Genomic DNA, 22,310 nt, shown 5'->3' with positions numbered 1-22,310 from the left:
GCAGTGCGCCCCCCGTGCGGGCGAGGCGGCGCGGGCCGCGGACTCAGCCGGATACGGAGGGCATCGGTGCCCCAGTCTGCCCCATGTGCGAGGTGTGGGGACGGATTCGACGCACGAGCACCCTGACGGGGACGGAACAGGCGCGCACCCTGGCAGATCACCGGCGTGCACGGGCACCGCACGCCCCTGCCGGCCCGGTCCCCGGGGCAGCACCACACCCACCTCGCCGCGCGTTCGGGCCGGTCACCTCGGTCGCCTACCATCACCTTGGGCCGCGCACGCCACCGCGCCCGCCCGTGCCCGGGCCGCACCGCCCGGGCAGCACCCGTCCGGGCGCCAGCGTCCGGGCACCGCCGCAGCCCGGGCGCCTTCGCACGGGCCGCACGGGCAGCACGCACGACGAAAGCAGGAGACCCGCATGATCGGCCTCGTTCTGGCGGCCGGAGCCGGCCGCCGGCTCCGCCCGTACACCGACACCCTGCCCAAAGCGCTGGTGCCGGTGGACGGCGAGAAGACGGTGCTGGACCTGACCCTGGGCAACTTCGCCGAGGTCGGCCTGCGCGAGGCGGCGATCGTGGTGGGGTACCGCAAGGAGGCGGTCCACGACCGCAAGGACGCCCTGGAGCAGAAGTACGGCGTCAAGCTCACCCTGGTCGAGAACGACAAGGCCGAGGAGTGGAACAACGCCTACTCCCTCTGGTGCGCCCGCGAGCTGTTCGCCGAGGGCCTGCTGCTGGCCAACGGGGACACCGTGCACCCCGCCTCGGTCCAGCGCACCATGCTGGACGGCAACGACCGGCTGATCGCCGAGGGCCGCGACCCGGGCATCCTGCTCGCCCTGGACACGGTGAAGAAGCTGGCCGACGAGGAGATGAAGGTGATCGTCGACCCGGCCACCGGGGTCCGCCGGATCACCAAGCTGATGGAGCCGGCCGAGGCGACCGGCGAGTACATCGGCGTCACCGTGATCAACCCGTCGGCCGCCGCCGACCTGAGCGACGCGCTGCGCACCACCTTCGAGCGCGACCCGCAGCTGTACTACGAGGACGGCTACCAGGAGATGGCCGACCGGGGGCTGCGGATCGACGTGCAGCCGATCGGCGAGGTCTCCTGGGTCGAGATCGACAACCACGAGGACCTGGCGCGGGCGCGGGAGATCGCGTGCCGGTACTGACCAGGCTGATCCCCTCCCCGCTGTTCGTCGAGGTCCGCCCGGGCGCGCTGGAGTCGCTCGCCGGGATCCTGGCCGACCAGCGGCTGTCCGCCTCCGGCCGGGTCGCGGTCGCGATCAGCAACGGCTCGGGGGCCCGGCTGCGCGAGCGGCTGGAGCCGCTGCTGCCGGGCGCCGACTGGTTCGACGGGGCGGACGGCACGCTCGACGGCGCGGTGCGGCTGGCCGAGGCCTTCCGCGGCGGGCACTACGACGTCCTGGTGGGCCTGGGGGGCGGTAAGATCATCGACGCCGCCAAGTACGCCGCCGCGCGCGTCGGGCTGCCCGTGGTCGCCGTCGCCACCAACCTGGCGCACGACGGCATCTGCTCCCCCGTCTCGACCCTGGACAACGACGCGGGACGCGGATCCTACGGGGTGCCCGCACCGATCGGCATCGTGGTCGACCTGGACGTGATCCAGCAGGCCCCGAGGCGCTTCGTGGCGGCAGGCATCGGCGACGTCATCTCCAACATCTCGGCCTGCGCGGACTGGGAACTCTCCCACCGCGAGACCGGGGAACCGGTGGACGGCCTCGCCGTGGCGATGGCCCGCTCCGCGGGCGAGAACCTGCTGCGCCACCCGGGCAGCCTGGAGGACTCGGACCTCCTTACGGCGCTCGCGGAAGCACTGGTACTGTCCGGCATCGCGATGAGCATCGCGGGCAGCACCCGGCCCTCGTCGGGAGCCTGCCACGAGATCTCGCATGCCTTGGACGTGCTGCATCCCAAGCGATCCGCCCAGCACGGCGAGCAGGTCGGCCTCGGGGCCGCCTTCGCCAGCCACCTGCGGGGCGAACGCGAGGTGACCGGCCTGATCGTCGAGCGCCTGCGGTCCCACGGACTGCCGGTGACCGCCGATCAGATCGGGTTCTCGGAGGCGGAGTTCACCGAAGCGGTGCACTACGCTCCGAACACCCGTCCGGGTCGCTTCACCATCCTCGAGCACCTCGACCTCTCCCCATCAGCCATCAGGGACGCGTACGCCGACTATGTCCAAGCCGTCAACTGCTGAGTCCGCGCCGGACGCCCCCGCCGGCCGACCGCCCGTGGACCTCACCCGCCGCCCCTCGATCGAGGAGCTGCGCGCCGTCATCCACCCCGAGGGCATGCTCCAGCGGCGCAGCGCCGAGCACTGGGCCGGGCGGCTGTACATGCGGAAGATCTCGCTGCGGATCACCCGGGTGCTCTCCACGGTCACCGCGATCACGCCCAACGGGCTGACCTACCTCATGATGCTCACCGGCATCCTGGCCGGGGCCGCGCTGGTGATCCCGGGCCTGGCCGGGGCGATCGCCGGCGCCCTGCTGATCCAGGTCTACCTGCTGCTGGACTGCGTGGACGGCGAGGTGGCGCGCTGGCGCCGGCAGACCTCGCTGACCGGTGTCTACCTGGACCGGGTCGGCCACTACATGTCCGAGGCCGCGCTGCTCACCGGGCTGGGCCTGCGGGCCGCCGACCTGTTCCACCGCGACGGCACCGCCTCGCACTGGGAGTGGGCCTTCCTCGGCACGCTGGCCGCGCTCGGCGCCATCCTGATCAAGTCGGAGACCGACCTGGTCGACGTGGCCCGGGCCCGCAGCGGGATGACCGCGGTCGAGGACAGCGCCTCGGTGCCGCGCTCGACCGGGGTGGCCAAGGCCCGCAAGGCGGCCGCCTTCCTGAAGTTCCACCGCCTGGTCGGCGCCGTGGAGGCCTCGCTGCTGATCCTGGCCGCCGGGATCGCGGACGCGGTGCAGGGCCACCTCTACTTCACCCGGTTCGCCGTGGTGCTGCTGGCCGCCATCGCGATGCTGCAGACCGTGCTGCACCTGCTGAGCATCGTGCTGTCGAGCAGGCTGCGATGAGCACCGCCGAGGAGTTCCGCCTCGGTGCGGTGATCATCACCATGGGCAACCGCCCCGCCGAGCTGAACGCGCTGATCGACTCCGTGCTCAACCAGGAGGGCCCGGCCGTCGAGCTGGCCGTGGTCGGCAACGGCGCCCCGCTGCCGCCGCTGCCGGCCGGGGTCCGCACCGCCGAGCTGCCGGAGAACCTGGGCATCCCGGGCGGGCGCAACGTCGGCATCGAGCTGTTCGGCCCGAACGGCCGGGAGGTGGACGCCGTCCTCTTCCTGGACGACGACGGGCTGCTGCCGCTGAAGGACTCGGCGAAGCTGCTGCGCGAGGCGTTCACCGCGGACCCGGGCCTGGGCATCGTCAGCTTCCGGATCGCCGATCCGGAGACCGGGGCCACCGCCCGCCGCCACGTGCCGCGGCTGCGGGCCAGCGACCCGCTGCGCTCGTCCCGGGTGACCACCTTCCTGGGCGGCGCCAGCGCCGTCCGCTGCGCGGTCTTCGAGCAGGCGGGGCAGCTGCCGGCCGAGTTCTTCTACGCCCACGAGGAGACCGACCTCGCGTGGCGGGCGATGGACGCCGGCTGGGCGATCGACTACCGCGCCGACGTGGTGCTGCACCACCCGACCACCTCCCCGGCCCGGCACGCCACCTACTTCCACAACGTGGCGCGCAACCGGGTCTGGCTGGCCCGCCGGAACCTGCCGGCGCTGCTGGTCCCGCTCTACCTCTGCACCTGGATCCTGCTGACCCTGGCCCGCCGACCCTCGGGGGAGGCCCGGCGTGCCTGGTGGGGCGGATTCCGGGCGGGCTGGCGGACACCCTGCGGTGCTCGGCGTCCGATGCGGTGGCGTACTGTATGGCAACTGACCAGGTTGGGCAGACCTCCGGTCATCTGATCACCCCGCCCGGGCCACCAGCCCCGGGCGGTCTCCCCCCGTGATCCGTCGAGAGTCCGGCTTCTGCACCCGGCCAGCAGCCGGACTTCCGATTCGTGAAGGACGAATGTGTCGACAGTGAGTGAACCGATCAACCTCTCGCTCCCCGGGGGTGTTGATACCGGGCTGTCCCAGAAGCAGCTCGCCGAGAAGTACGGCCTGACGGTCAGCGGCAAGCGGCCCGGGGTCGTGGCCTACACCAAGCAACTGTGGGGACGTCGACACTTCATCGTCGCCTTCGCGACTGCCCGCCTGGTGGCGCAGTACACGACGGCGAAGATGGGCCAGCTCTGGCAGGTGGTCACCCCGCTGCTGAACTGCGCGGTGTTCTACCTGGTCTTCGGGCTGATCCTGAAGGGGAACTCGGTCCCCAAGTACATCGCCTGGCTCTGCATCGGCGTCTTCATCTTCCAGTTCATCCAGTCCGCGATCCAGGCCGGCACGCGGGCGATCTCGGACAACCTCGGCCTGATCCGGGCGCTGCACTTCCCGCGGGCCTGCATGCCGATCGCCTTCACCGTGATCCAGCTGCAGCAGCTGCTGATCTCGATGGTGGTGCTGGTCGTCATCGTGCTGGCGAACGGGATCATGCCGGGCATGACCTGGTTCCAGGTGATCCCGGCGCTGATCCTGCTCTGCCTCTTCAACACCGGCCTGGCCCTGATGATGGCCCGGGTCGGCGCGAAGACCAGTGACATCTCCCAGCTGATGCCGTTCGTGCTGCGCACCTGGATGTACCTGTCCGGCGTGATGTACAGCATCCAGCACAACATCCAGAAGGCTCCGCACTGGGCGCAGCGGCTCGCCGAGATCAACCCGGCCTCGGTCTACATGGAGCTGGTCCGGCACGCGATGGCGCCGATGATCTACGACAAGTCGAAGTACGGCAGCAACGCGCTGGAGCTGCCGCACCACATCTGGGCCCTGGCCGCCGGCTGGGGTGTGGTCGCCTTCGTGATCGGCTATGTGTTCTTCTGGAAGTCCGAGGAGGAGTACGGACGTGGCTGACCTCACCACCATCACCGACCGCGACGAGCGCGACGCCCGCGCGGTGGCCCACGCCAAGGAGACCCGCACCCCCACCGTCGTGGTGGACGACGTGCACATCGTCTACAAGGTGCACGGCGCCTCGGCCGGCAAGGGCAGCGCCACCTCGGCCCTGTCCCGCCTGATCGCCCGCAAGCGCTCGCCCGCGATCACCGAGGTGCACGCGGTGCGCGGCGTCAGCTTCACCGCGTACAAGGGCGAGGCGATCGGTCTGATCGGCTCGAACGGCTCCGGCAAGTCGACCATGCTGTCGGCGATCGCCGGTCTGCTCCCGACCGAGCGCGGCGCCATCTACACCAACGGCCAGCCCTCGCTGCTCGGCGTGAACGCGGCGCTGATGGACGACCTGACCGGTGAGCGCAACGTGGTGCTCGGCTGCCTGGCGATGGGCATGAGCCCGGCCCAGGTGAAGGCGCGCTACCAGGACATCGTGGACTTCTCGGGCATCAACGAGAAGGGCGAGTTCATCAACCTGCCGATGCGCACCTACTCCTCGGGCATGGCGGCCCGCCTGCGGTTCTCGATCGCGGCGGCCAAGACCCACGACGTGCTGCTGATCGACGAGGCGCTGTCCACCGGCGACCAGGCGTTCCAGCGGCGCAGCGAGGACCGGATCCGCGAGCTGCGCAAGGAGGCCGGCACGGTCTTCCTGGTCAGCCACAACAACAACGCGATCCGGGACACCTGCGAGCGGACGATCTGGATCGAGACCGGCAAGCTGATCATGGACGGTCCCACCGACGAGGTGGTCGGCATGTACGAGCGCGGCGAGCGCCCCTGACCTGCCGCAGTCCGAGCGAAAGAGCCGGTGCCCGTCGGGGACCGGCAGGTTCGCGTGCGGAGCGCGTGCCCAGTTCGCACGCGCCCCGTAGTGTGCGCCGAGTGGATGAGAAGGGCCCGGCGCGCCGGGGGGTGGGCTTTTCGAGCGGGCGTCCGGGGTGAAAGGGTGGGAGCCCGGGCGCGGGTTCGGCTGCCCAGGGGGAGTGTTCGAGTCGATTCCATGGTCAGCACCGGTGTAGAACGGGGGAGTGACGGCAGTGACGACATCGGCTCAGTCCGCGACGGCTCCGGGGGGCGAGGGCGGTGCGGGCGAGCAGCTGACCCTGGACAAGGCGGCGCGGGAGAACTTCCCCGTGGCCCCCGGCTTCCTGCCCGCGGCCTGGCGCGACGACCTGATGGCGGTCTACGGGTTCGCCCGGCTGGTCGACGACGCCGGTGACGGGGACCTGGCCGACCCGGCCGGGACCGCGCGACTGCTGGGCACGGCCACTCCGTCGGAGCAGTCCGACGAGACGACCTTCCGACTGGGCCTGCTGGACGGGCTGGAGCGCGACCTGGACCGGGTGTTCGAGGCCGCGCTGGACCCGCTGGCCGAGCGCCCGCGGCACCCGCTGATGCGCGCCCTGGTCCCGCTGGTCGGCCGGCACGAGGTCACCCCGGAGCCGTTCCGGAAGCTGATCGAGGCCAACCGGGTGGACCAGACCACCGCCCGCTACCCGACCTTCGACAGTCTGCTCCACTACTGCACACTGTCCGCCGACCCGGTCGGCCGCCTGGTCCTGGCCCTCGCCGGGGTCGGGACAATGGAACGGATCGAGCTCTCGGACGCGATCTGCTCGGCACTCCAGGTGGTCGAGCACCTGCAGGACGTGGCCGAGGACCACGCGCGCGGGCGGATCTACCTGCCGGCCGAGGACCTGGCGCGCTTCGGAGTGACCGAGGCCGACCTCGGGCAGCCCACGGCGAATGCGCGGGTGCGCGAACTGGTGGCCTTCGAGGCGGCCCGGGCACGCACCCTGCTCGATCGCGGCGCCCCGCTGGTGGGTACCGTTCGTGGCAGGCTACGTCTGCTGCTGGCGGGATTCACCGCCGGCGGGTACGCGGCACTGGCGGCCATCGAGGCCGCCGACCACGACGTGCTCGCTGTGCAGGCGAAGCCCGACAAGCGCCGCCTCGCGCTGAAGGCGGCGGCCATCTTCGCGAAGGGAAGGTGAACGGCCGCGTGGCGGCATCACCACTGGCGTCCGCACCGGTCATGGCGGCCTACCGGTACTGCGAGGCGGTCACCGCCCTGCAGGCCCGCAACTTCAGCTACGGGATCCGGTTGCTCCCGGAGCCCAAGCGGCTGGCCATGTCGGCGCTGTACGCGCTGGCGCGCCGGGTCGACGACATCGGCGACGGCGAACTGCCGGCCGAGCGCAAGACCGAGCAGCTGCTGGCCACCCGGGGCCTGCTGGACGAGATCCGGGCCGGCGAGGTGACCGAGGAGGACACCGACCCGATCAAGGTCGCGCTGGCCGACGCGGCCCGCCGCTTCCCGATCCCGCTGGACGCCTTCGACGAGCTGATCGACGGCGTCGAGATGGACCTGCGCGGCGAGGAGTACCGCACCTTCGACGAGCTCAAGGTGTACTGCCGCTGCGTGGCCGGCTCGATCGGCCGGCTGTCGCTCGGCGTCTACGGCTGCGAGGACCCCAAGCGGGGTGCCGAGTACGCCGACACCCTGGGCCTGGCGCTGCAGATCACCAACATCCTGCGCGACCTGCGCGAGGACGCGGTCAACGGGCGGACCTACCTGCCCGCCGAGGACCTGGCCCGGTTCGGCTGCGAGCAGGGCTTCGCGTTCTCCCGGCCGCCGGCCGGCGCGGACTTCACCGGCCTGGTGGCCTTCGAGGCCGAGCGGGCCCAGGGCTACTTCGAGGAGGGCCTGCGGCTGCTGCCGATGCTGGACCGGCGCAGCCGGGCCTGCACCGCGGCGATGGCCGGGATCTACCACCGGCTGCTCGGCCGGATCGCCGCGGAGCCGGAGTCGGTGCTGCGCGGCCGGGTGTCGCTGCCGGGCTGGGAGAAGGCGTACGTGGCCCTCTCCGGTCTGGCCGGAGGACGCTCTTGATCCTCGCCGGAAGTGGGCAGGGAGAAGCTGGGGGAACGAACGGCTCGGCCGCGCGCGCTGCGCGGCCGGGCCCGGTACGGAGAGGCAGGGACGCACGATGACCGGGCTCCTGGAGGCGCCCGAGCGCACCGCAGTGGTGGTCGGCGGCGGATTGGCCGGGACCACGGCGGCGCTCAGGCTTGCCGAGGCCGGTCACCGGGTGACCCTGCTGGAGGCCCGCCCGCGCCTGGGCGGGCTGGCCTTCTCGTTCCGCCGCGGCGAGCTGACCGTGGACAACGGCCAGCACGTCTTCCTGCGCTGCTGCACGGCCTACCGCGGCTTCGTCGAGCGGCTGGGCGCGGCGGACCGGGTGGCGATCCAGCCCCGGCTGGAGGTGCCGGTGCTCTCGGTGCAGGGCGACCGGCACCGGCTCGGCCGGCTGCGCCGGGCGGCGCTGCCGGTCCCGCTGCACCTGGCCGGCAGCCTGGCGACCTACCCGCACCTGGGACCGCTGGACCGGCTGCGGGTGGTGCGCGGCGCGCTCGCGCTGCAGCGCCTGGACCTGGCCGACCCGGCGCTGGACGGGCAGTCCTTCGGGGACTGGCTGCGGGCGCACGGCCAGAGCGAACGGACCCTGGCGGCGCTGTGGGACCTGGTCGGCGTGGCCACCCTGAACGCCCGGGCCGACGAGGTCTCGCTGGCGCTGGCCGCGATGGTCTTCAAGACCGGCCTGCTGACCGACCCGGGCGCCAGCGACATCGGCGTCGCCGCCGTCCCGCTCGGCGAGCTGCACCACGACACCGCGCGGGCCGTGCTGGCCGAGCAGCAGGTGGCGGTGCGGCTGCGGGCCAAGGCGGTGGAGCTCAAGACCGACGCCGCCGGGAAGCACACGGTGCGGCTGGAGGACGGCGAGGCGCTGACCGCCGACACCGTGGTGCTGGCCGGCGCCCAGGAGAGCACCGCGGCCCTGCTGCCGGACGGGGCCGTCGAGCGGCCGGAGCGGCTGGCCCGGCTCGGCCACGCACCGATCCTCAACGTGCACGTGATCTACGACCGCAAGGTGCTGCGCCGCCCGTTCTTCGCCGCGCTCGACTCCCCGGTCCAGTGGGTCTTCGACCGCACCGCGCACTCCGGACTGGCCGGCACCGCGCTCGGTGCGGCCCGGCCCGGCGCCCAGTACCTGGCGCTGAGCCAGTCCGCGGTCCGGGGCGAGATCGACCTGCCGGTCTCCGAGCTGCGCGCCCGCTACCTGCCGGAGCTGGCCCGGCTGCTGCCGGCCGCCCGCACCGCCGAGGTGCTGGACTTCTTCGTCACCCGCGAGCGCACCGCCACCTTCGACCCGGCCCCGGGCACCGCCGCGCTGCGGCCCGGGCCGGTCACCGCCGTTCCCGGCCTGCTGCTGGCCGGCGCGTGGACCGCCACCGGCTGGCCCGCGACCATGGAGGGCGCCGTCCGCAGCGGTCATGCCGCCGCCGACGCCGCGCTGGCCGCCGCCGGCCACCGGGTGCCGACCGACCGGGGCGACGGGCGGTGGCCCCGGTGACCGCGCCGGTCGCCCGCGAGCCGCGACAGCCAGGACCCGGCCGGAGCCGGCCGTCCGATCCGATCACCGACTTCAGTACAACGGCCCAGGGAGAGGGAAGACTCGTGGAGGCACGTCCCAGCACGTTCGCGGGAGCGACGGCCCAGGCCGAGCCCGTTTCGGTACCGGAGCTGCTGGCCAGGGGCCGCACGCTCTGCACCCCGCCGCTGCGTGCGGCGGTCGCCCGGCTGGCGGCCCCCATGGACCGCGTGGCCGCCTACCACTTCGGCTGGATCGACGAGGCCGGCGTCCCGAGCGCGGGCGACGGCGGCAAGGCGGTCCGCCCGGCGCTGGCCCTGCTCTCCGCCGAGGCGGCGGGCGCCGACCCACATGCCGGAGTACCCGGCGGCGTGTCGGTTGAGCTGGTGCACAACTTCTCGCTCCTGCATGATGATCTGATGGACGGTGACGAAACTCGCAGGCACCGGGCCACTGCCTGGACGGTCTTCGGACCGGCCCAGGCGATCCTGGTCGGTGACGCGCTCGCCACCCTCGGAACCGAGGTGCTGCTCGACGCCGGCCGCAGCGGTGCCGCGACTCCCGCGGACGCCGCCCGGGCGGTCCGGCTGATCACCACCGCCACCCGCAAGCTGATCGACGGCCAGGCACAGGACCTCTCCTTCGAACACCGGGACGCGGTCACGGTGGCCGAGTGCCTGGAGATGGAGGGGAACAAGACCGGAGCGCTGCTGGCCGCCGCCTCGGCGATCGGCGCGGTCCTGGCCGGCGCCGACGACCGGACGGCCGACGCCCTGGAGCGGTACGGCCACCACCTGGGGCTGGCGTTCCAGGCGGTGGACGACCTGCTCGGCATCTGGGGCGCCACCGAAGTGACCGGCAAGCCGCACTGGGGGGACCTGCGCCAGCGCAAGAAGTCCCTCCCGGTGGCCGCCGCCCTGGCCGAGGGCGGCGCCGCTTCGCGCCGGCTGGCCGAACTGCTCGCCGACCCGAACGGGCGCGGCGAGGAGTCGGAGGAGGTGCTGGCCGGTCGGGCAGCACTGATCGAGCAGGCGGGCGGCCGCGCCTGGACCCAGGAGGAGGCGCGCCGCCAGCACAAGACCGCGCTGGCCGCGCTGGACGAGGTACCGATGGCAGACGAGGTCCGCGACCGCTTCGTGGCCCTCGCCGAATTCGTGGTGGTACGAGAGAGGTGACAGCAAGTTGACAGCAACCGCGGACGGCCGGCTCGACCCTGAGTACGATTCCGAGCCGGTCGCGGTGGAGCAGCGGCCCAGTGCGGCAGCCGATCCCCAAGCCCCCTGGCGGGCGGTCGGGATCGCTGCCACCGGGGGGACCGCCGGGTCGGGGACGCCGGCCGCCGAGGCCGAGCAGGCGTCACCCCTGGACCGCGCGGCGATCGAGGACAGCCTGCGCCGGGCCACCGAGCACCTGTTGTCCCTGCAGGACGACGAGGGCTGGTGGAAGGGGGATCTGGAAACCAACGTCACCATGGATGCCGAGGACCTGTTACTCCGTCAGTTCCTGGACATCCGCACCGCGGAGCAGACCGCGGCCACCGCGGAGTGGATCCGCTCGCAACAACGCGAGGACGGTACCTGGGGCACCTTCCACGGCGGACCGCCGGAGATCTCCACCACGGTCGAGGCCTACGTGGCCCTGCGCCTGGCGGGTGACCGGCCGGAGGACCCGCACATGCGGGCGGCCGCCGAATGGGTGCGCGGCGCGGGCGGGATCGCGGCGACCCGGGTCTTCACCCGGATCTGGCTGGCCCTGTTCGGCTGGTGGCCCTGGGAGCGGCTGCCGGAGATGCCACCGGAGATCATCTTCCTGCCCAAATGGCTCCCCCTCAACATCTACGCCTTCGGCTGCTGGGCCCGGCAGACCATCGTGCCGCTCACCGTGGTCTCCGCGCACCGCCCGGTGAAGCCCGCTCCGTTCCAACTGACCGAGCTGCACACCGATCCGGCCAACCCCTACCCCCTGCGCCCGCTGGCCCCGCCGGCCAGCTGGGACGGATTCTTCGAACGCATCGACCTGGTGCTGCACGCGTACCACAAGCGCGCGGTGCGCCCGCTGCGCCGACTCGCGCTCACCCAGGCCAGCCGCTGGATCGTCGAGCGGCAGGAGGCCGACGGCTGCTGGGGCGGCATCCAGCCCCCCGCCGTCTACTCGCTGATCGCCCTGCACCTGCAGGGCTACGAACTCGACCACCCGGTGATGAAGGCCGGGCTGGCCGCCTTCGAACGCTTCACCGTGCACACCCAGGACGGCGCGCGCTGGCTGGAGGCCTGCCAGTCCCCGGTCTGGGACACCTGCCTGGCCACCATCGCCCTGGCGGACGCCGGACTGCCGGCGGACCACCCGGCGCTGCTCCGGGCGACCGACTGGATGCTCGCCGAGGAGATCACCACGAAGGGCGACTGGTCCGTCCAGCGCCCCCAACTGGCGCCCGGCGGCTGGGCGTTCGAGTTCCACAACGACACCTACCCGGACATCGACGACACCGCCGAGGTGGTGCTGGCGCTGCGCCGGGTGCGCCACCCGGAGCCGGAGAAGGTGGACGGGGCGGTGCGCCGCGGCGTCACCTGGAACCTGGGCATGCAGTCCAAGAACGGCGCCTGGGGCGCGTTCGACGTGGACAACACCAGCACCCTGCCGAACAAGCTGCCGTTCTGCGACTTCGGCGAGGTGGTCGACCCGCCGTCGGCCGACGTGACGGCGCACGTGGTGGAGATGCTGGCCGAGGTCGGACAGGCCGACGACCCGCGCACCAAGCGCGGGGTGGACTGGCTGCTGGCCAACCAGGAGGCCGAGGGCTCCTGGTTCGGCCGCTGGGGCACCAACTACATCTACGGCACCGGCTCGGTGCTGCCGGCCCTGGTGGCCGCCGGGGTGCCGCAGTCGGACCCGGCGATCCGGCGCGCGGTGCGCTGGCTGGAGGAGCGGCAGAACCAGGACGGCGGGTGGGGCGAGGACATGCGCTCCTACGAGGACCCGGAGAAGTGGTCCGGACGCGGCGACTCCACCGCCTCGCAGACCGCCTGGGCGCTGATGGCGCTGCTGGCGGCCGGCGAGGGGCCGGGCGGCCGCTACGCGCCGGACGACGGCCGGGGCAGCGCCGCGGTCGAACGCGGGGTGCGCTGGCTGACCGCCACCCAGCTGCCGGAGGGCAGTTGGGACGAGCCGCAGTTCACCGGCACCGGCTTCCCGTGGGACTTCTCGATCAACTACCACCTGTACCGCCTGGTCTTCCCGGTCACGGCGCTCGGTCGCTACCTGCACGGCAACCCCGTGCTGGGCGAATTCCGGAGGGCCATGTGAACCGTCCTCTGCTCGTGCTCTGCGCGCTGGGCCCCGAGGAGTGGGCGCTGCGCGGCGGGGACTGGGCGAACGCGCTGGGCGGGCCGCCGGTACTGGCCCGCACCGGCATGGGTGCGGAACGGACCCGACGGTCCGTCAGCAGCCTGCTGGCGACGGCGGATCGGCGGCCGTACTCGGCGGTGCTGATGACCGGATTCTGCGCCGCGGCGGCGCCGGGAACAAGTCCGGGAGAGGTGATTGTTGCCGAGAGGGTGCAGTCCGTCTCCGGATGTTCAACTGCTACCCGGTCGCCCGACGTACTGGCCTCGGCCCTGCGCGGCCTGGGCCTGCAGGTCCGGGTCGGCGCGCTGCACACCGCGGACCACGTGGTCCGCGGACCCGAGCGGCGCACCCTGCACCGGGCCGGGTTCGAGGCGGTCGACATGGAGACCGCCGCGGCCCTGGAACAGCTGCCCGAGTCGGTCCCGGTCGCAGCCGTCCGGGTCGTGGTGGACACGCCCGAGCGCGAGCTGCTCCGTCCGGGCACCCTCGGCGGCGGTCTGCGCGCCTTCCGTACCCTGCGGGCCACCGTGCCCGCGCTGCTGGGCTGGCACCGCGCGGTGAGCCGCGAGGTCCGGTCCCCGATGACGCCCCCTATCCTGCCGACGCTCCCTCAGGAGGCGAGCTAGTCATGGCCATGCCGCTGCGCCAGACATTGCGGGTCAGTTCCTACCTGTTCCAGCAGAAGATGATCAAGCGTCGGGAGAAGTTCCCGCTGATCGTCGAGCTGGAGCCGTTGTTCGCCTGCAACCTCGCCTGCGAGGGCTGCGGGAAGATCCAGCACCCGGCCGGGGTGCTCAAGCAGCGCATGCCGGTGGCCCAGGCGGTCGGCGCCGTCCTGGAGTCCGGGGCGCCGATGGTCTCGATCGCCGGTGGCGAGCCGCTGATGCACCCGCAGATCGACGAGATCGTGCGGCAGCTGGTGGAGAAGCGCAAGTACGTCTTCCTCTGCACAAACGCGCTGCTGCTGCGGAAGAAGTTGGACAAGTTCACTCCTTCGCCGTACTTCACCTTCACGGTGCACATCGACGGCCTGCGCGAGCGGCACGATGAGTCGGTGGCCAAGGAGGGGACCTTCGACGAGGCGGTGGCCGCCATCAAGGAGGCCAAGCGGCGGGGGTTCCGGGTGACGACGAACAGCACGTTCTTCAACACCGACACCGCGCAGACCGTGGTCGAGGTCCTGGACTACCTCAATGACGACCTCAAGGTGGACGAGATGATGATCTCGCCCGCCTACGCCTACGAGAAGGCCCCCGACCAGGAGCACTTCCTCGGCGTCGAGCAGACCCGGGAGCTGTTCCGGAAGGCCTTCGCCGGCGGCAACCGCCGCCGCTGGCGGCTCAACCACAGCCCGCTCTTCCTGGACTTCCTGGAGGGCAAGGTCGACTTCGAGTGCACCGCGTGGGGCATTCCCAACTACTCCCTCTTCGGCTGGCAGCGCCCCTGCTACCTGATGTCGGACGGGTACGTGCCCACCTACCGGGAGCTCGTGGAGAAGACCGACTGGTCCAAGTACGGACGAGGCAAGGACTCGCGCTGCGACAACTGCATGGCGCACTGCGGGTACGAGCCGACCGCCGTCCTGGCCACCATGGGATCGCTCAAGGAGTCGATCCGGGCGGCCCGCGAGACGGTGGCCGGGACTCGCTGAGTCGGCGCCTCCGGCGCGCGCCCTGCCCGCTGCACATGCAGGAGCGCGCGCCGGAGCCGACCATGGCAATCAGCACCATGGCCTAGAGCACCGCACACAAGGATTGAGTCGAACCCATGACCGCGATCTCGCTCGGCATTCCCCCGTTGCCCCTCAAGCCGCTGGCCACCCGCCGGACCTCCCGGCAGATCATGGTCGGCAGTGTCCCGGTCGGCGGCGACGCCCCGGTTTCGGTGCAGTCGATGACCACCACGCTGACCTCGGACGTCAACGCGACGCTGCAGCAGATCGCGCAGCTGACGGCCTCGGGCTGCCAGATCGTCCGGGTGGCGGTGCCCTCCCAGGACGACGCGGACGCGCTGCCGATGATCGCGAAGAAGTCGCAGATCCCGGTGATCGCGGACATCCACTTCCAGCCGAAGTACGTCTTCGCGGCGATCGACGCCGGCTGCGCCGCGGTCCGGGTGAACCCGGGCAACATCAAGGCCTTCGACGACAAGGTCGGCGAGATCGCCAAGGCGGCCAAGGACGCGGGCGTGCCGATCCGGATCGGCGTCAACGCGGGCTCGCTGGACAAGCGGCTGCTGGAGAAGTACGGCAGGGCCACCCCCGAGGCGCTGGTCGAGTCCGCGCTGTGGGAGTGCTCGCTGTTCGAGGAGCACGACTTCCGCGACATCAAGATCTCGGTCAAGCACAACGACCCGGTCGTGATGATCAACGCGTACCGCCAGCTGGCGGCGGCCTGCGACTACCCGCTGCACCTGGGCGTGACCGAGGCGGGGCCGGCCTTCCAGGGCACCATCAAGTCGGCCGTGGCGTTCGGCGCGCTGCTGGCGGAGGGCATCGGCGACACCATCCGGGTCTCGCTCTCCGCGCCGCCGGTCGAGGAGATCAAGGTCGGCATCCAGATCCTGGAGTCGCTGAACCTGCGTCAGCGCGGCCTGGAGATCGTCTCCTGCCCGTCCTGCGGCCGGGCCCAGGTGGACGTCTACAAGCTCGCCGAGGAGGTCACCGCCGGCCTGGAGGGCATGGAGGTGCCGCTGCGGGTCGCGGTCATGGGCTGCGTCGTGAACGGTCCGGGCGAGGCCCGCGAGGCCGACCTCGGCGTGGCCTCCGGCAACGGCAAGGGCCAGATCTTCGTCAAGGGCGAGGTGATCAAGACCGTGCCCGAGTCGAAGATCGTGGAGACCCTGATCGAGGAGGCCCTCAAGCTGGCCGAGGAGATGCAGGCGGACGGCGTCGAGGCCGGCTCCCCGACCGTGATCGCCGCCGACTGACGGTGAGTGGGACACAGTGCTCGATCGAGGCGTGATGCTCCCCGGCGCGCTGCAGGCCGCCCGCAGCCTGGCCGCCACCCGGGTGCTGGACACCGCGGACCTGGCCGACACCCTCGAGGTGCTGCACCGGGACCCGGTCGCCAACGCCTTCGTCGCCACCAGGGTGGAGGCCGTGGGCCTGGACCCGTGGCGGCTCGGCGGCGAGATGTGGGGCTGGTTCGACCAGGACGGCCGGCTGGAGTCGCTCTGCTACGCCGGGGCCAACCTGGTGCCGATCAACGCCGGTTCGGCGGCGGTGCACGCCTTCGCCGAGCGGGCCCGGCGGCAGGGCCGGCGCTGCTCTTCGATCGTCGGCCCGGCCGGTCCGACCGGTGAGCTGTGGGCCCTGCTGGAGCGCAGCTGGGGCCCGGCCCGCGAGGTCCGCGGCCACCAGCCGCTGATGGCCACCGACGAGCCGGCCGCCGAGGTGGCCCCCGACCCGCTGGTCCGCCGGGTCCGCCGGGACGAGATCGACCTGTTGATGCCGGCCTGCGTGGCGATGTTCACCGAGGAGGTGGGCATCTCCCCGCTGGCCGGCGACGGCGGCCTGCTCTACCAGGCCCGAGTGGCCGAACTGGTCAGCACCGGCCGCTCGTTCGCCCGGATCTCGGAGCAGGGCGAGGTGGTCTTCAAGGCCGAGATCGGCGCGGTGACCAAGGGGGCCTGCCAGATCCAGGGGGTCTGGGTCGCACCCGGGCACCGCGGTCGGCGGCTCTCCGAGACCGGCATGGCGGCGGTGCTGGACGTCGCGCTGCGCGAGGTGGCGCCGGTGGTCAGCCTGTACGTGAACGACTTCAACCTGCCCGCCCGGGCGGCCTACCGCCGGGTGGGATTCCGGGAAGTGGGAGCGTTCATGTCCGTGCTCTTCTGACTTCAGCGGTCAGCGGGGCGGGGGAGGAGTAACGTCCCCGGCATGGAGCAGCTCACCGAGGTCACCGTCCAGCCGATCGACCTGGCCGCCTGGGCGCCGTACGCGCTGGAGGTGCAGGCGGTCGCCTTCGGACTGTCCGCCGAGGAGGTGGCGGTCCGGCTGCACATCGTCGGGCGGCACGCGCTGCAGCCGGGGGTGCTGGCGCTGGGCGCACTGGCCGGCGGGCGCTTGGTCGGCTTCGGGTACGGGATGCCCAACCAGCGCACCCACTGGTGGAGCACGGTGATCGAGCCTCACCTGGAGGCGCGCGGCTACGGGGACTGGCTGGACGACGTGTTCGCCGTCACCGAGCTGCACGTGCTGCCCGAGTACCAGGGGCGGGGCCTGGGCACCTCGCTGATCCGCAGCCTGTGCCGGCGCTCCGGGCAGCCGCGCAGCATCCTCTCCGCCATCGACGCGGAGACCCCGGCCCGCCGCCTCTACCGCGCCCTCGGCTACCGCGACCTGGCCCGCGCCGTCCGGTTCCCCGCCACCGACCGCCCGTACGCCGTGATGGGCGCCGACCTGCCGCTGCGCGACCCCGACCGCTAGTGCCGCGTCAGGCAACCTTCGCCCCGTCGCGACGCGCCCCCAGCCTTCGGCCGGGAGGTGCCCCCAGGCACGCACTCTCACCGCACCGGACGAAAGCCCAAGTACGACCCAGTACGAGGGCCTCCGCCCGGCGCGCCGAGAGCACGCGCCGGACGCCGCTCCTTGACGGGCAAAGGTCGCCTGACGCGGCACTAGAGCCCGCCCGCGAACTCCAGGTAGAGCTCGGCGTTGGAGCGCTCGCCGACGGTCAGGGCGGCCAGCCCGGCGGCGACGGTGCGGAACAGGGTCCAGCCGCGCAGCCGGTCCAGGTCCACCTCGACGGACTCGGAGAGCTGGTGCAGCCGGCGGCGGGCGGCGCCCTGCGGGCCGGGGGCGGCGGTGAGGGTCTCCTTGCGGTCCTGGGCCAGCCAGGCCAGGTCGTAGGCGCGCTCGCCGACCAGCGGCTGCGGGTCGATGGCCAGCCAGGGCGCCCGGTCGGCGGCCATCACGTTGCCGTGGTGGAAGTCGCCGTGCAGCAGCACCTCCTCGTCGGCGGAGCCGAGCAGACCGGTGGCCACCTCCACCGCCTCGTCCAGCAGCCGGGCGGCGTCCAGCCGCTCGGCCGCCCCGCGCTGCGCGCCGAGCAGTTCCAGGTGCCCGGTCACCCGCTCGGCCACCGTGCTGAACCGGTGCCCCGCCGGCGGCGGCGTCCACAGCCGGCGCAGCAGGCTGGTCGCCTCCAGCATCGCCTTGGCCTCGGCCAGCGAGCGCAGCGGGATGTCGCCGTGCAGGCGCTCCAGCAGCAGGAAGCCCGCGTCCGGGTCGGCGTCCAGCAGCAGCACCGCGCCGCGCCCGGCCCAGTGGGTGAGCGCCGCGTGCTCCTGGGCGGTCTCGGGGGTGACCAGGCCGGCCTTGAGCACGGCGGGCGAGCCGTCGGCCCGGCGCACGTAGGCGACCAGGCTCAACCGGCCGCCCGGGTCGGCGATCCGGTCCGGCGTCAGCTCCCAGCGCGTCAGCTGACGGTCCAACCGCTCGGGCAACCCGGTCAACCACCGCTCGCCCGCCTCGCCCTGCCGGGCCGACACGCCCTCGCGCAGCCGGTCGGGAACTCTCCACTGCCCAGCGGCTGAGGACATCTGGCGGTGCCTTTCCTTCGGTGCTTCCCCCCTGGCGGTACCCGCCCATTGTCGGCCATCGGTCCCGCCCGGGCCGGACAGCCGCGCTGGTCAGCGCCTCAGTGCGGGCTCGGCGAGGCGCTCGTACCGCCGGTGGCGGCGGCCGTCCCCGGCAGTGCGCCGGGCGACCCGCCCCAGTGGTTGCACTGCAGCGCGCACTCGCGCAGGGCGGTGGCGGCGGTCATCCGCAGCGCCCCGGTGGTCCCCGCCACCAGGTCCGCGTAGACGGCCAGCAGCCGGCTCTCCACCTCGGCGGCCAGCTTGGCGGCGCCGTTGGCGTCCGGGACCGGGAACGGCAGCCGGTAGCCGGGCGCGGCGGCGGCCGGGGTGGCCCCCGCGGCGGCCAGGGTGCGCTGCCAGCCGTCCCGGCGGGCCTGGTGGACGGCGTAGCAGGCGCGCGCGTCGTCCCGCTTCGGGCCGGGCGGGATCTTGGCGCCGACCACGCCGAAGGCGTACACCGCCGCGTGCTCGGCGGCCAGCGCCGCCTGCAGCACGGCGACGCTCTCCGGGCTCAGCGGGGCCGGGGCGGCGGCGGAGGCCGGAGCCTTGGCCGCCGCACTGCCGGCTGACGGGGTGTTCGGTGACGCCGCGTTCGATGACGGCGCGGCAGCTGACGCGGCGCCGGTCGGCGCGTCCCCCGGCACGGTCAGCGGCGTCTGGTCGCCGAGCCGCACCGCGTGCACCGCGCCCGCGGCCGCCACCGAGGCGAGCAGCCGGGCCAGCTCCGGCGAGGCCGCCTGCAGGTCGGCCAACCGGCCCTGTGCGGTGGTCCGCTCGGCGGCGGCCACCGCGGCCGGCGTCACCGCGGTCCCGCCGCCCGCGGGCGAGGCGTCCCCCGGAGCCGCCGGGGACGCCCCGCCCGAGGCCGCCGGTGAGCCGCCGCCCGGCAACCCGGCCGCCAGCGCGGCCCGTTGCTGGACCAGCTCGGACTGCAGCGCGGTCGCCACCGGGCCGCCGCCCGCCGGCAGCGCCGCGTACTGGGCCAGCAGCGCGTCGGTGGCGGCCACCGCGCGGCTGCGCAGCGGCCGGTCGGTGTCGGCCTTGCCCTTCCCCCCGCTGCCGGAGCCGCTGCCCGACCCCGAGGTGCAGGCGGTCAGGAGGCCGGCGGCGGCCAGGACCCCGGTGGCCAGGAAGGTCCGCCGCCCGGTGGACTGCATCGAGGAGCTCCCAGAAGTACCGCGGAGGGCACCCTGAGCCCCCCGCACGGATGAAACGGACGTGGTCGGGAACGTGAAAAGGTTGTGCCCGCCCGTGTGGACGGTACCGTCCGCGCCGAGCCCGGCCGAGGGCGGGGGACACCGGGCGGCGCCCCGACGACCGGACTCGGCGGTTGGCGGGTCGACCCGATAGGCTTTGGCCGAGTTACGACCTTCTGACAACAGCAGACGCGGCCGAGGAGTCACCCGGATGAGCACCACCCCCACCGATCGGTTGCGTGCCCTGTTGGAGCCACTGGCCGCGCAGGCGGGCCTGGACCTTGAGGACGTCAAGGTGAGCCAGGCCGGGAGCCGCCGGCAGGTGCAGATCGACGTGGACGCCGACGGTGGCGTGGATCTGGACGCGATCGCCGAGTTCAGCCGGGAGGTCGGGCAGGCCCTGGACGAGAGCGACCTGATGGGCAGCTCCGCGTACGTCCTCGAGGTCGGCTCCCCGGGCGTGGACCGCCCGCTCACCGAGCCCCGCCACTGGCGCCGCAACACCGGCCGCCTGGTCAAGGTCCAGCTGACCGAGGGCGGTGAGCTGGTCGCGCGGATCCTGGAGGGCGACGACACCGGCGCGCTGGTCGAGGTGCAGCCGGTCAAGGGCCGCGGCAAGCCGAAGGAGCGCCGCCTGGAGTTCGCCGAGGTGGCCAAGGCGCGGATCCAGGTGGAGTTCAACCGCAAGGAGGACGAGCAGCTGCTGTCCGAGGAAGACCCGGACGAGCTGGAGCTCGCCGAGGAAGAAGAGGAGGCGTAGCCGTGGACATCGACATGAGTGCCCTGCGTGGGCTGGTGACCGAGAAGAACATCCCGTTCGACCTGCTGGTCGAGTCGATCGAGTCGGCGCTCCTCATCGCGTACCACCGCACCGAGGGCTCGCGCCGGCGCGCCCGGGTGGAGCTGAACCGCAAGACCGGCCACGTCACGGTGTGGGCGCTGGAGGACCAGAGCGAGCTGGAGGAGGGTGCCGAGCCGCGCGAGTTCGACGACACCCCCAGCGGCTTCGGCCGGATCGCCGCCAGCACCGCCAAGCAGGTGATCCTGCAGCGCCTGCGCGACGCCGCCGACGACCAGACCTTCGGCGAGTACGCGGGCAAGGAGGGCGACATCGTCACCGGTGTCGTCCAGCAGGGCAACGACCCCAAGAACGTGCTGGTGGACATCGGCAAGCTGGAGGCGATCCTGCCCCCGCAGGAGCAGGTCCCCGGCGAGGACTACCGGCACGGCACCCGGCTGCGCAGCTACGTGGTGGCGGTCCGCCGCGGCGTCCGCGGCGCCTCGGTCACGCTCTCGCGCACCCACCCCAACCTGGTGAAGAAGCTCTTCGCCCTGGAGGTGCCGGAGATCGCCGACGGGTCGGTGGAGATCGCCGCGATCGCCCGCGAGGCCGGCCACCGCACCAAGATCGCGGTGCACTCGCGCCGTTCCGGCCTGAACGCCAAGGGCGCCTGCATCGGCCCGATGGGCGGCCGGGTCCGCAACGTGATGAACGAGCTGCACGGCGAGAAGATCGACATCGTCGACTGGTCCGAGGACCCGGCGGAGATGGTCGCCAACGCCCTGTCCCCCGCCCGGGTGACCAAGGTCGAGATCGTGGACCTGCAGCAGCGCTCCGCCCGGGTGATCGTGCCGGACTACCAGCTCTCGCTGGCGATCGGCAAGGAGGGCCAGAACGCCCGGTTGGCGGCCCGCCTCACCGGATGGCGGATCGACATCCGACCGGACACGGAGACCGCGGAAGAGCCCGCCCGCGGGGAATCCACCGCCGGGTAGCGACGTTGTCATCCGATAATCGCGGCCCCGCCGGATCCGGCGGGGCCGCGGTCAGTCCCTGCGGAGGGGTAGACTTGATGGTGTCCGGCCGGACGCATGTCCGCGCATGCCCTGAACGCACTTGCGTGGGCTGCCGCAAGCGAGCGGCCAAGCACGAGCTGTTGCGAGTCATCGCGGTGGCGGGCGCCTGCGTCCCCGATCCGCGGAGTTCGCTTCCAGGCCGGGGCGCGTACCTGCACCCCGACCCCGGCTGTCTCGACCTGGCGGTCCGCCGCCGGGCGTTCCCGCGGGCCTTCCGGCTCACGGGGCCGCTCGACACCGGGGCTCTGCGCGAGCAGGTCGTGGCCGGCCCGGACAGCACCTCGGCGTCCTGAGGACCCCGGGGGGAGAACCACCGTACAGAGCACGGCGCGCGCACTCCGGTGTACCGCGCCACCAGTCAGGTACCTCGCGAGATGGAAGTAGGTCGAGATTGCGATGAGCACTCGATGAGTACGCGATGAGTACGCCCATGAAGTAGCGACGGTCCGGCGGACAACGACCCCGGACTCATTAGACAGGAGCGAAGTGGCTAAGGTCCGGGTATACGAACTCGCCAAGGAACTGGGCTTGGAGAGCAAGGCCGTCATGGCCAAGCTGACCGAGCTGGGTGAGTTCGTCCGTTCGGCGTCCTCGACCATCGAGGCGCCGGTTGTGCGCAAGTTGACTGATGCTTTGGGAGCGACGCCGCCGTCCGGTGGCGCGTCCGCCAAGCCCGGCCCGCGGAAGCCCGCGGCGCCCCAGCCCACCGGCGGTGCCGGTGCGGCCGCACCCAAGCCGGGTGCCCCCACCCCGGGTCCGCGTCCCGCGGCCCCGCGTCCGACTCCGGCCGCCGCGGCTCCCGCCGCGCCCGCGCCGGCTGCCCCGCGTCCGGCGGGTGCGCCGACCCCGGGCCCGCGCCCGGCGCGTC

At 72.8% G+C, this 22,310-nt stretch carries 22 protein-coding genes; 20 read left to right on the top strand and 2 right to left on the bottom strand.

The genetic code is table 11. The annotated features are described in order from the left end of the window. The first annotated feature begins 418 nt into the window (after positions 1-418). The 16 genes from ACFW1A_RS01475 to ACFW1A_RS01400 all read left to right on the top strand — a co-directional run bounded on the left by ACFW1A_RS01475 (position 419) and on the right by ACFW1A_RS01400 (position 17,235). Positions 419-1,174: a sugar phosphate nucleotidyltransferase gene (locus ACFW1A_RS01475; RefSeq protein ID WP_380402140.1), complete on the top strand. Its 756-nt coding sequence runs from the start codon at positions 419-421 to the stop codon at positions 1,172-1,174. Continuing rightward, positions 1,162-2,223 (top strand): iron-containing alcohol dehydrogenase family protein, encoded by a 1,062-nt coding sequence (locus tag ACFW1A_RS01470; RefSeq protein ID WP_380402137.1) that lies wholly within the window; start codon positions 1,162-1,164, stop codon positions 2,221-2,223. The genes ACFW1A_RS01475 and ACFW1A_RS01470 overlap by 13 nt, the downstream gene beginning before the upstream one ends. A 94-nt stretch (positions 2,224-2,317) precedes the next feature. Then, the gene (locus tag ACFW1A_RS01465) at positions 2,318-3,055 is read left to right on the top strand and encodes a CDP-alcohol phosphatidyltransferase family protein (RefSeq protein ID WP_380402302.1); all 738 of its coding nucleotides are present in this window, start codon (positions 2,318-2,320) and stop codon (positions 3,053-3,055) included. After that, positions 3,052-3,942 (top strand): glycosyltransferase family 2 protein, encoded by an 891-nt coding sequence (locus tag ACFW1A_RS01460; protein ID WP_380402134.1) that lies wholly within the window; start codon positions 3,052-3,054, stop codon positions 3,940-3,942. The genes ACFW1A_RS01465 and ACFW1A_RS01460 overlap by 4 nt, the downstream gene beginning before the upstream one ends. 108 nt (positions 3,943-4,050) lie before the next feature. After that, complete coding sequence (locus ACFW1A_RS01455) at positions 4,051-4,989, top strand: ABC transporter permease (RefSeq protein ID WP_380402131.1); 939 nt, start codon at positions 4,051-4,053, stop codon at positions 4,987-4,989. Then, on the top strand, positions 4,982-5,809 hold the full coding sequence (locus ACFW1A_RS01450) for an ABC transporter ATP-binding protein (protein WP_380402128.1): 828 nt from the start codon (positions 4,982-4,984) through the stop codon (positions 5,807-5,809). Before ACFW1A_RS01455 ends, ACFW1A_RS01450 begins: the two co-directional genes overlap by 8 nt. Positions 5,810-6,065: 256 nt before the next feature. Beyond that, positions 6,066-7,022, top strand: coding sequence for a squalene synthase HpnC (gene hpnC / locus ACFW1A_RS01445; protein WP_380402125.1), 957 nt, complete (start codon positions 6,066-6,068; stop codon positions 7,020-7,022). Between the two features lie 41 nt (positions 7,023-7,063). Then, positions 7,064-7,921 (top strand): presqualene diphosphate synthase HpnD, encoded by an 858-nt coding sequence (gene hpnD, locus ACFW1A_RS01440; RefSeq protein ID WP_380402299.1) that lies wholly within the window; start codon positions 7,064-7,066, stop codon positions 7,919-7,921. Positions 7,922-8,018: 97 nt separating this feature from the next. Next, positions 8,019-9,443, top strand: a complete 1,425-nt coding sequence (hpnE, locus tag ACFW1A_RS01435) for a hydroxysqualene dehydroxylase HpnE (RefSeq protein ID WP_380402122.1) — start codon at positions 8,019-8,021, stop codon at positions 9,441-9,443. A gap of 104 nt (positions 9,444-9,547) precedes the next feature. After that, positions 9,548-10,636, top strand: a complete 1,089-nt coding sequence (locus tag ACFW1A_RS01430; RefSeq protein WP_380402119.1) for a polyprenyl synthetase family protein — start codon at positions 9,548-9,550, stop codon at positions 10,634-10,636. 64 nt (positions 10,637-10,700) lie between these two features. After that, positions 10,701-12,764 carry a squalene--hopene cyclase gene (gene shc / locus ACFW1A_RS01425; protein WP_380402296.1) on the top strand — a complete coding sequence of 688 codons (2,064 nt, stop codon included), beginning with the start codon at positions 10,701-10,703 and terminating at the stop codon, positions 12,762-12,764. After that, entirely contained in the window at positions 12,761-13,432 is a 672-nt protein-coding gene (locus ACFW1A_RS01420) for a 1-hydroxy-2-methyl-2-butenyl 4-diphosphate reductase (protein ID WP_380402116.1), read from the top strand. The genes shc and ACFW1A_RS01420 overlap by 4 nt, the downstream gene beginning before the upstream one ends. Positions 13,433-13,434: 2 nt before the next feature. After that, a complete protein-coding gene (gene hpnH / locus ACFW1A_RS01415; RefSeq protein ID WP_380402111.1) occupies positions 13,435-14,457 on the top strand; it encodes an adenosyl-hopene transferase HpnH in 1,023 nt (340 codons plus the stop codon). Positions 14,458-14,573: 116 nt separating this feature from the next. Then, entirely contained in the window at positions 14,574-15,734 is a 1,161-nt protein-coding gene (gene ispG, locus ACFW1A_RS01410; protein WP_380402108.1) for a flavodoxin-dependent (E)-4-hydroxy-3-methylbut-2-enyl-diphosphate synthase, read from the top strand. Between the two features lie 34 nt (positions 15,735-15,768). Continuing rightward, a complete protein-coding gene (locus ACFW1A_RS01405; RefSeq protein WP_380402293.1) occupies positions 15,769-16,644 on the top strand; it encodes a GNAT family N-acetyltransferase in 876 nt (291 codons plus the stop codon). A gap of 42 nt (positions 16,645-16,686) precedes the next feature. Further along, positions 16,687-17,235 carry a GNAT family N-acetyltransferase gene (locus tag ACFW1A_RS01400; protein WP_380402106.1) on the top strand — a complete coding sequence of 183 codons (549 nt, stop codon included), beginning with the start codon at positions 16,687-16,689 and terminating at the stop codon, positions 17,233-17,235. Between the two features lie 191 nt (positions 17,236-17,426). On the opposite strand, the gene ACFW1A_RS01395 is transcribed toward ACFW1A_RS01400, so the two are convergent. Beyond that, a complete protein-coding gene (locus tag ACFW1A_RS01395; RefSeq protein WP_380402103.1) occupies positions 17,427-18,350 on the bottom strand; it encodes an aminoglycoside phosphotransferase family protein in 924 nt (307 codons plus the stop codon). 98 nt (positions 18,351-18,448) lie between these two features. Beyond that, positions 18,449-19,546, bottom strand: coding sequence for a ferritin-like domain-containing protein (locus tag ACFW1A_RS01390; protein ID WP_380402100.1), 1,098 nt, complete (start codon positions 19,544-19,546; stop codon positions 18,449-18,451). Positions 19,547-19,796: 250 nt separating this feature from the next. On the opposite strand from ACFW1A_RS01390, the gene rimP reads away from it, so the two are divergent. The 4 genes from rimP to ACFW1A_RS01370 all read left to right on the top strand — a co-directional run. Then, positions 19,797-20,345 (top strand): ribosome maturation factor RimP, encoded by a 549-nt coding sequence (gene rimP / locus ACFW1A_RS01385; RefSeq protein ID WP_380402097.1) that lies wholly within the window; start codon positions 19,797-19,799, stop codon positions 20,343-20,345. 2 nt (positions 20,346-20,347) lie between these two features. After that, positions 20,348-21,361, top strand: a complete 1,014-nt coding sequence (gene nusA, locus ACFW1A_RS01380) for a transcription termination factor NusA (protein ID WP_380402093.1) — start codon at positions 20,348-20,350, stop codon at positions 21,359-21,361. Positions 21,362-21,441: 80 nt separating this feature from the next. Then, positions 21,442-21,735 carry a YlxR family protein gene (locus ACFW1A_RS01375; protein WP_380402290.1) on the top strand — a complete coding sequence of 98 codons (294 nt, stop codon included), beginning with the start codon at positions 21,442-21,444 and terminating at the stop codon, positions 21,733-21,735. A gap of 193 nt (positions 21,736-21,928) precedes the next feature. Further along, positions 21,929-22,310: translation initiation factor IF-2 N-terminal domain-containing protein (locus tag ACFW1A_RS01370; protein WP_380402090.1), on the top strand; the 382-nt coding region annotated here is incomplete at its 3' end.

This window comes from Kitasatospora sp. NPDC058965 (genome assembly GCF_042741245.1).
GTDB lineage: Bacteria > Actinomycetota > Actinomycetes > Streptomycetales > Streptomycetaceae > Kitasatospora.
Note: the sequence above shows the minus strand (reverse complement) of the source record. Positions and strands in the feature narration are given on the sequence as shown.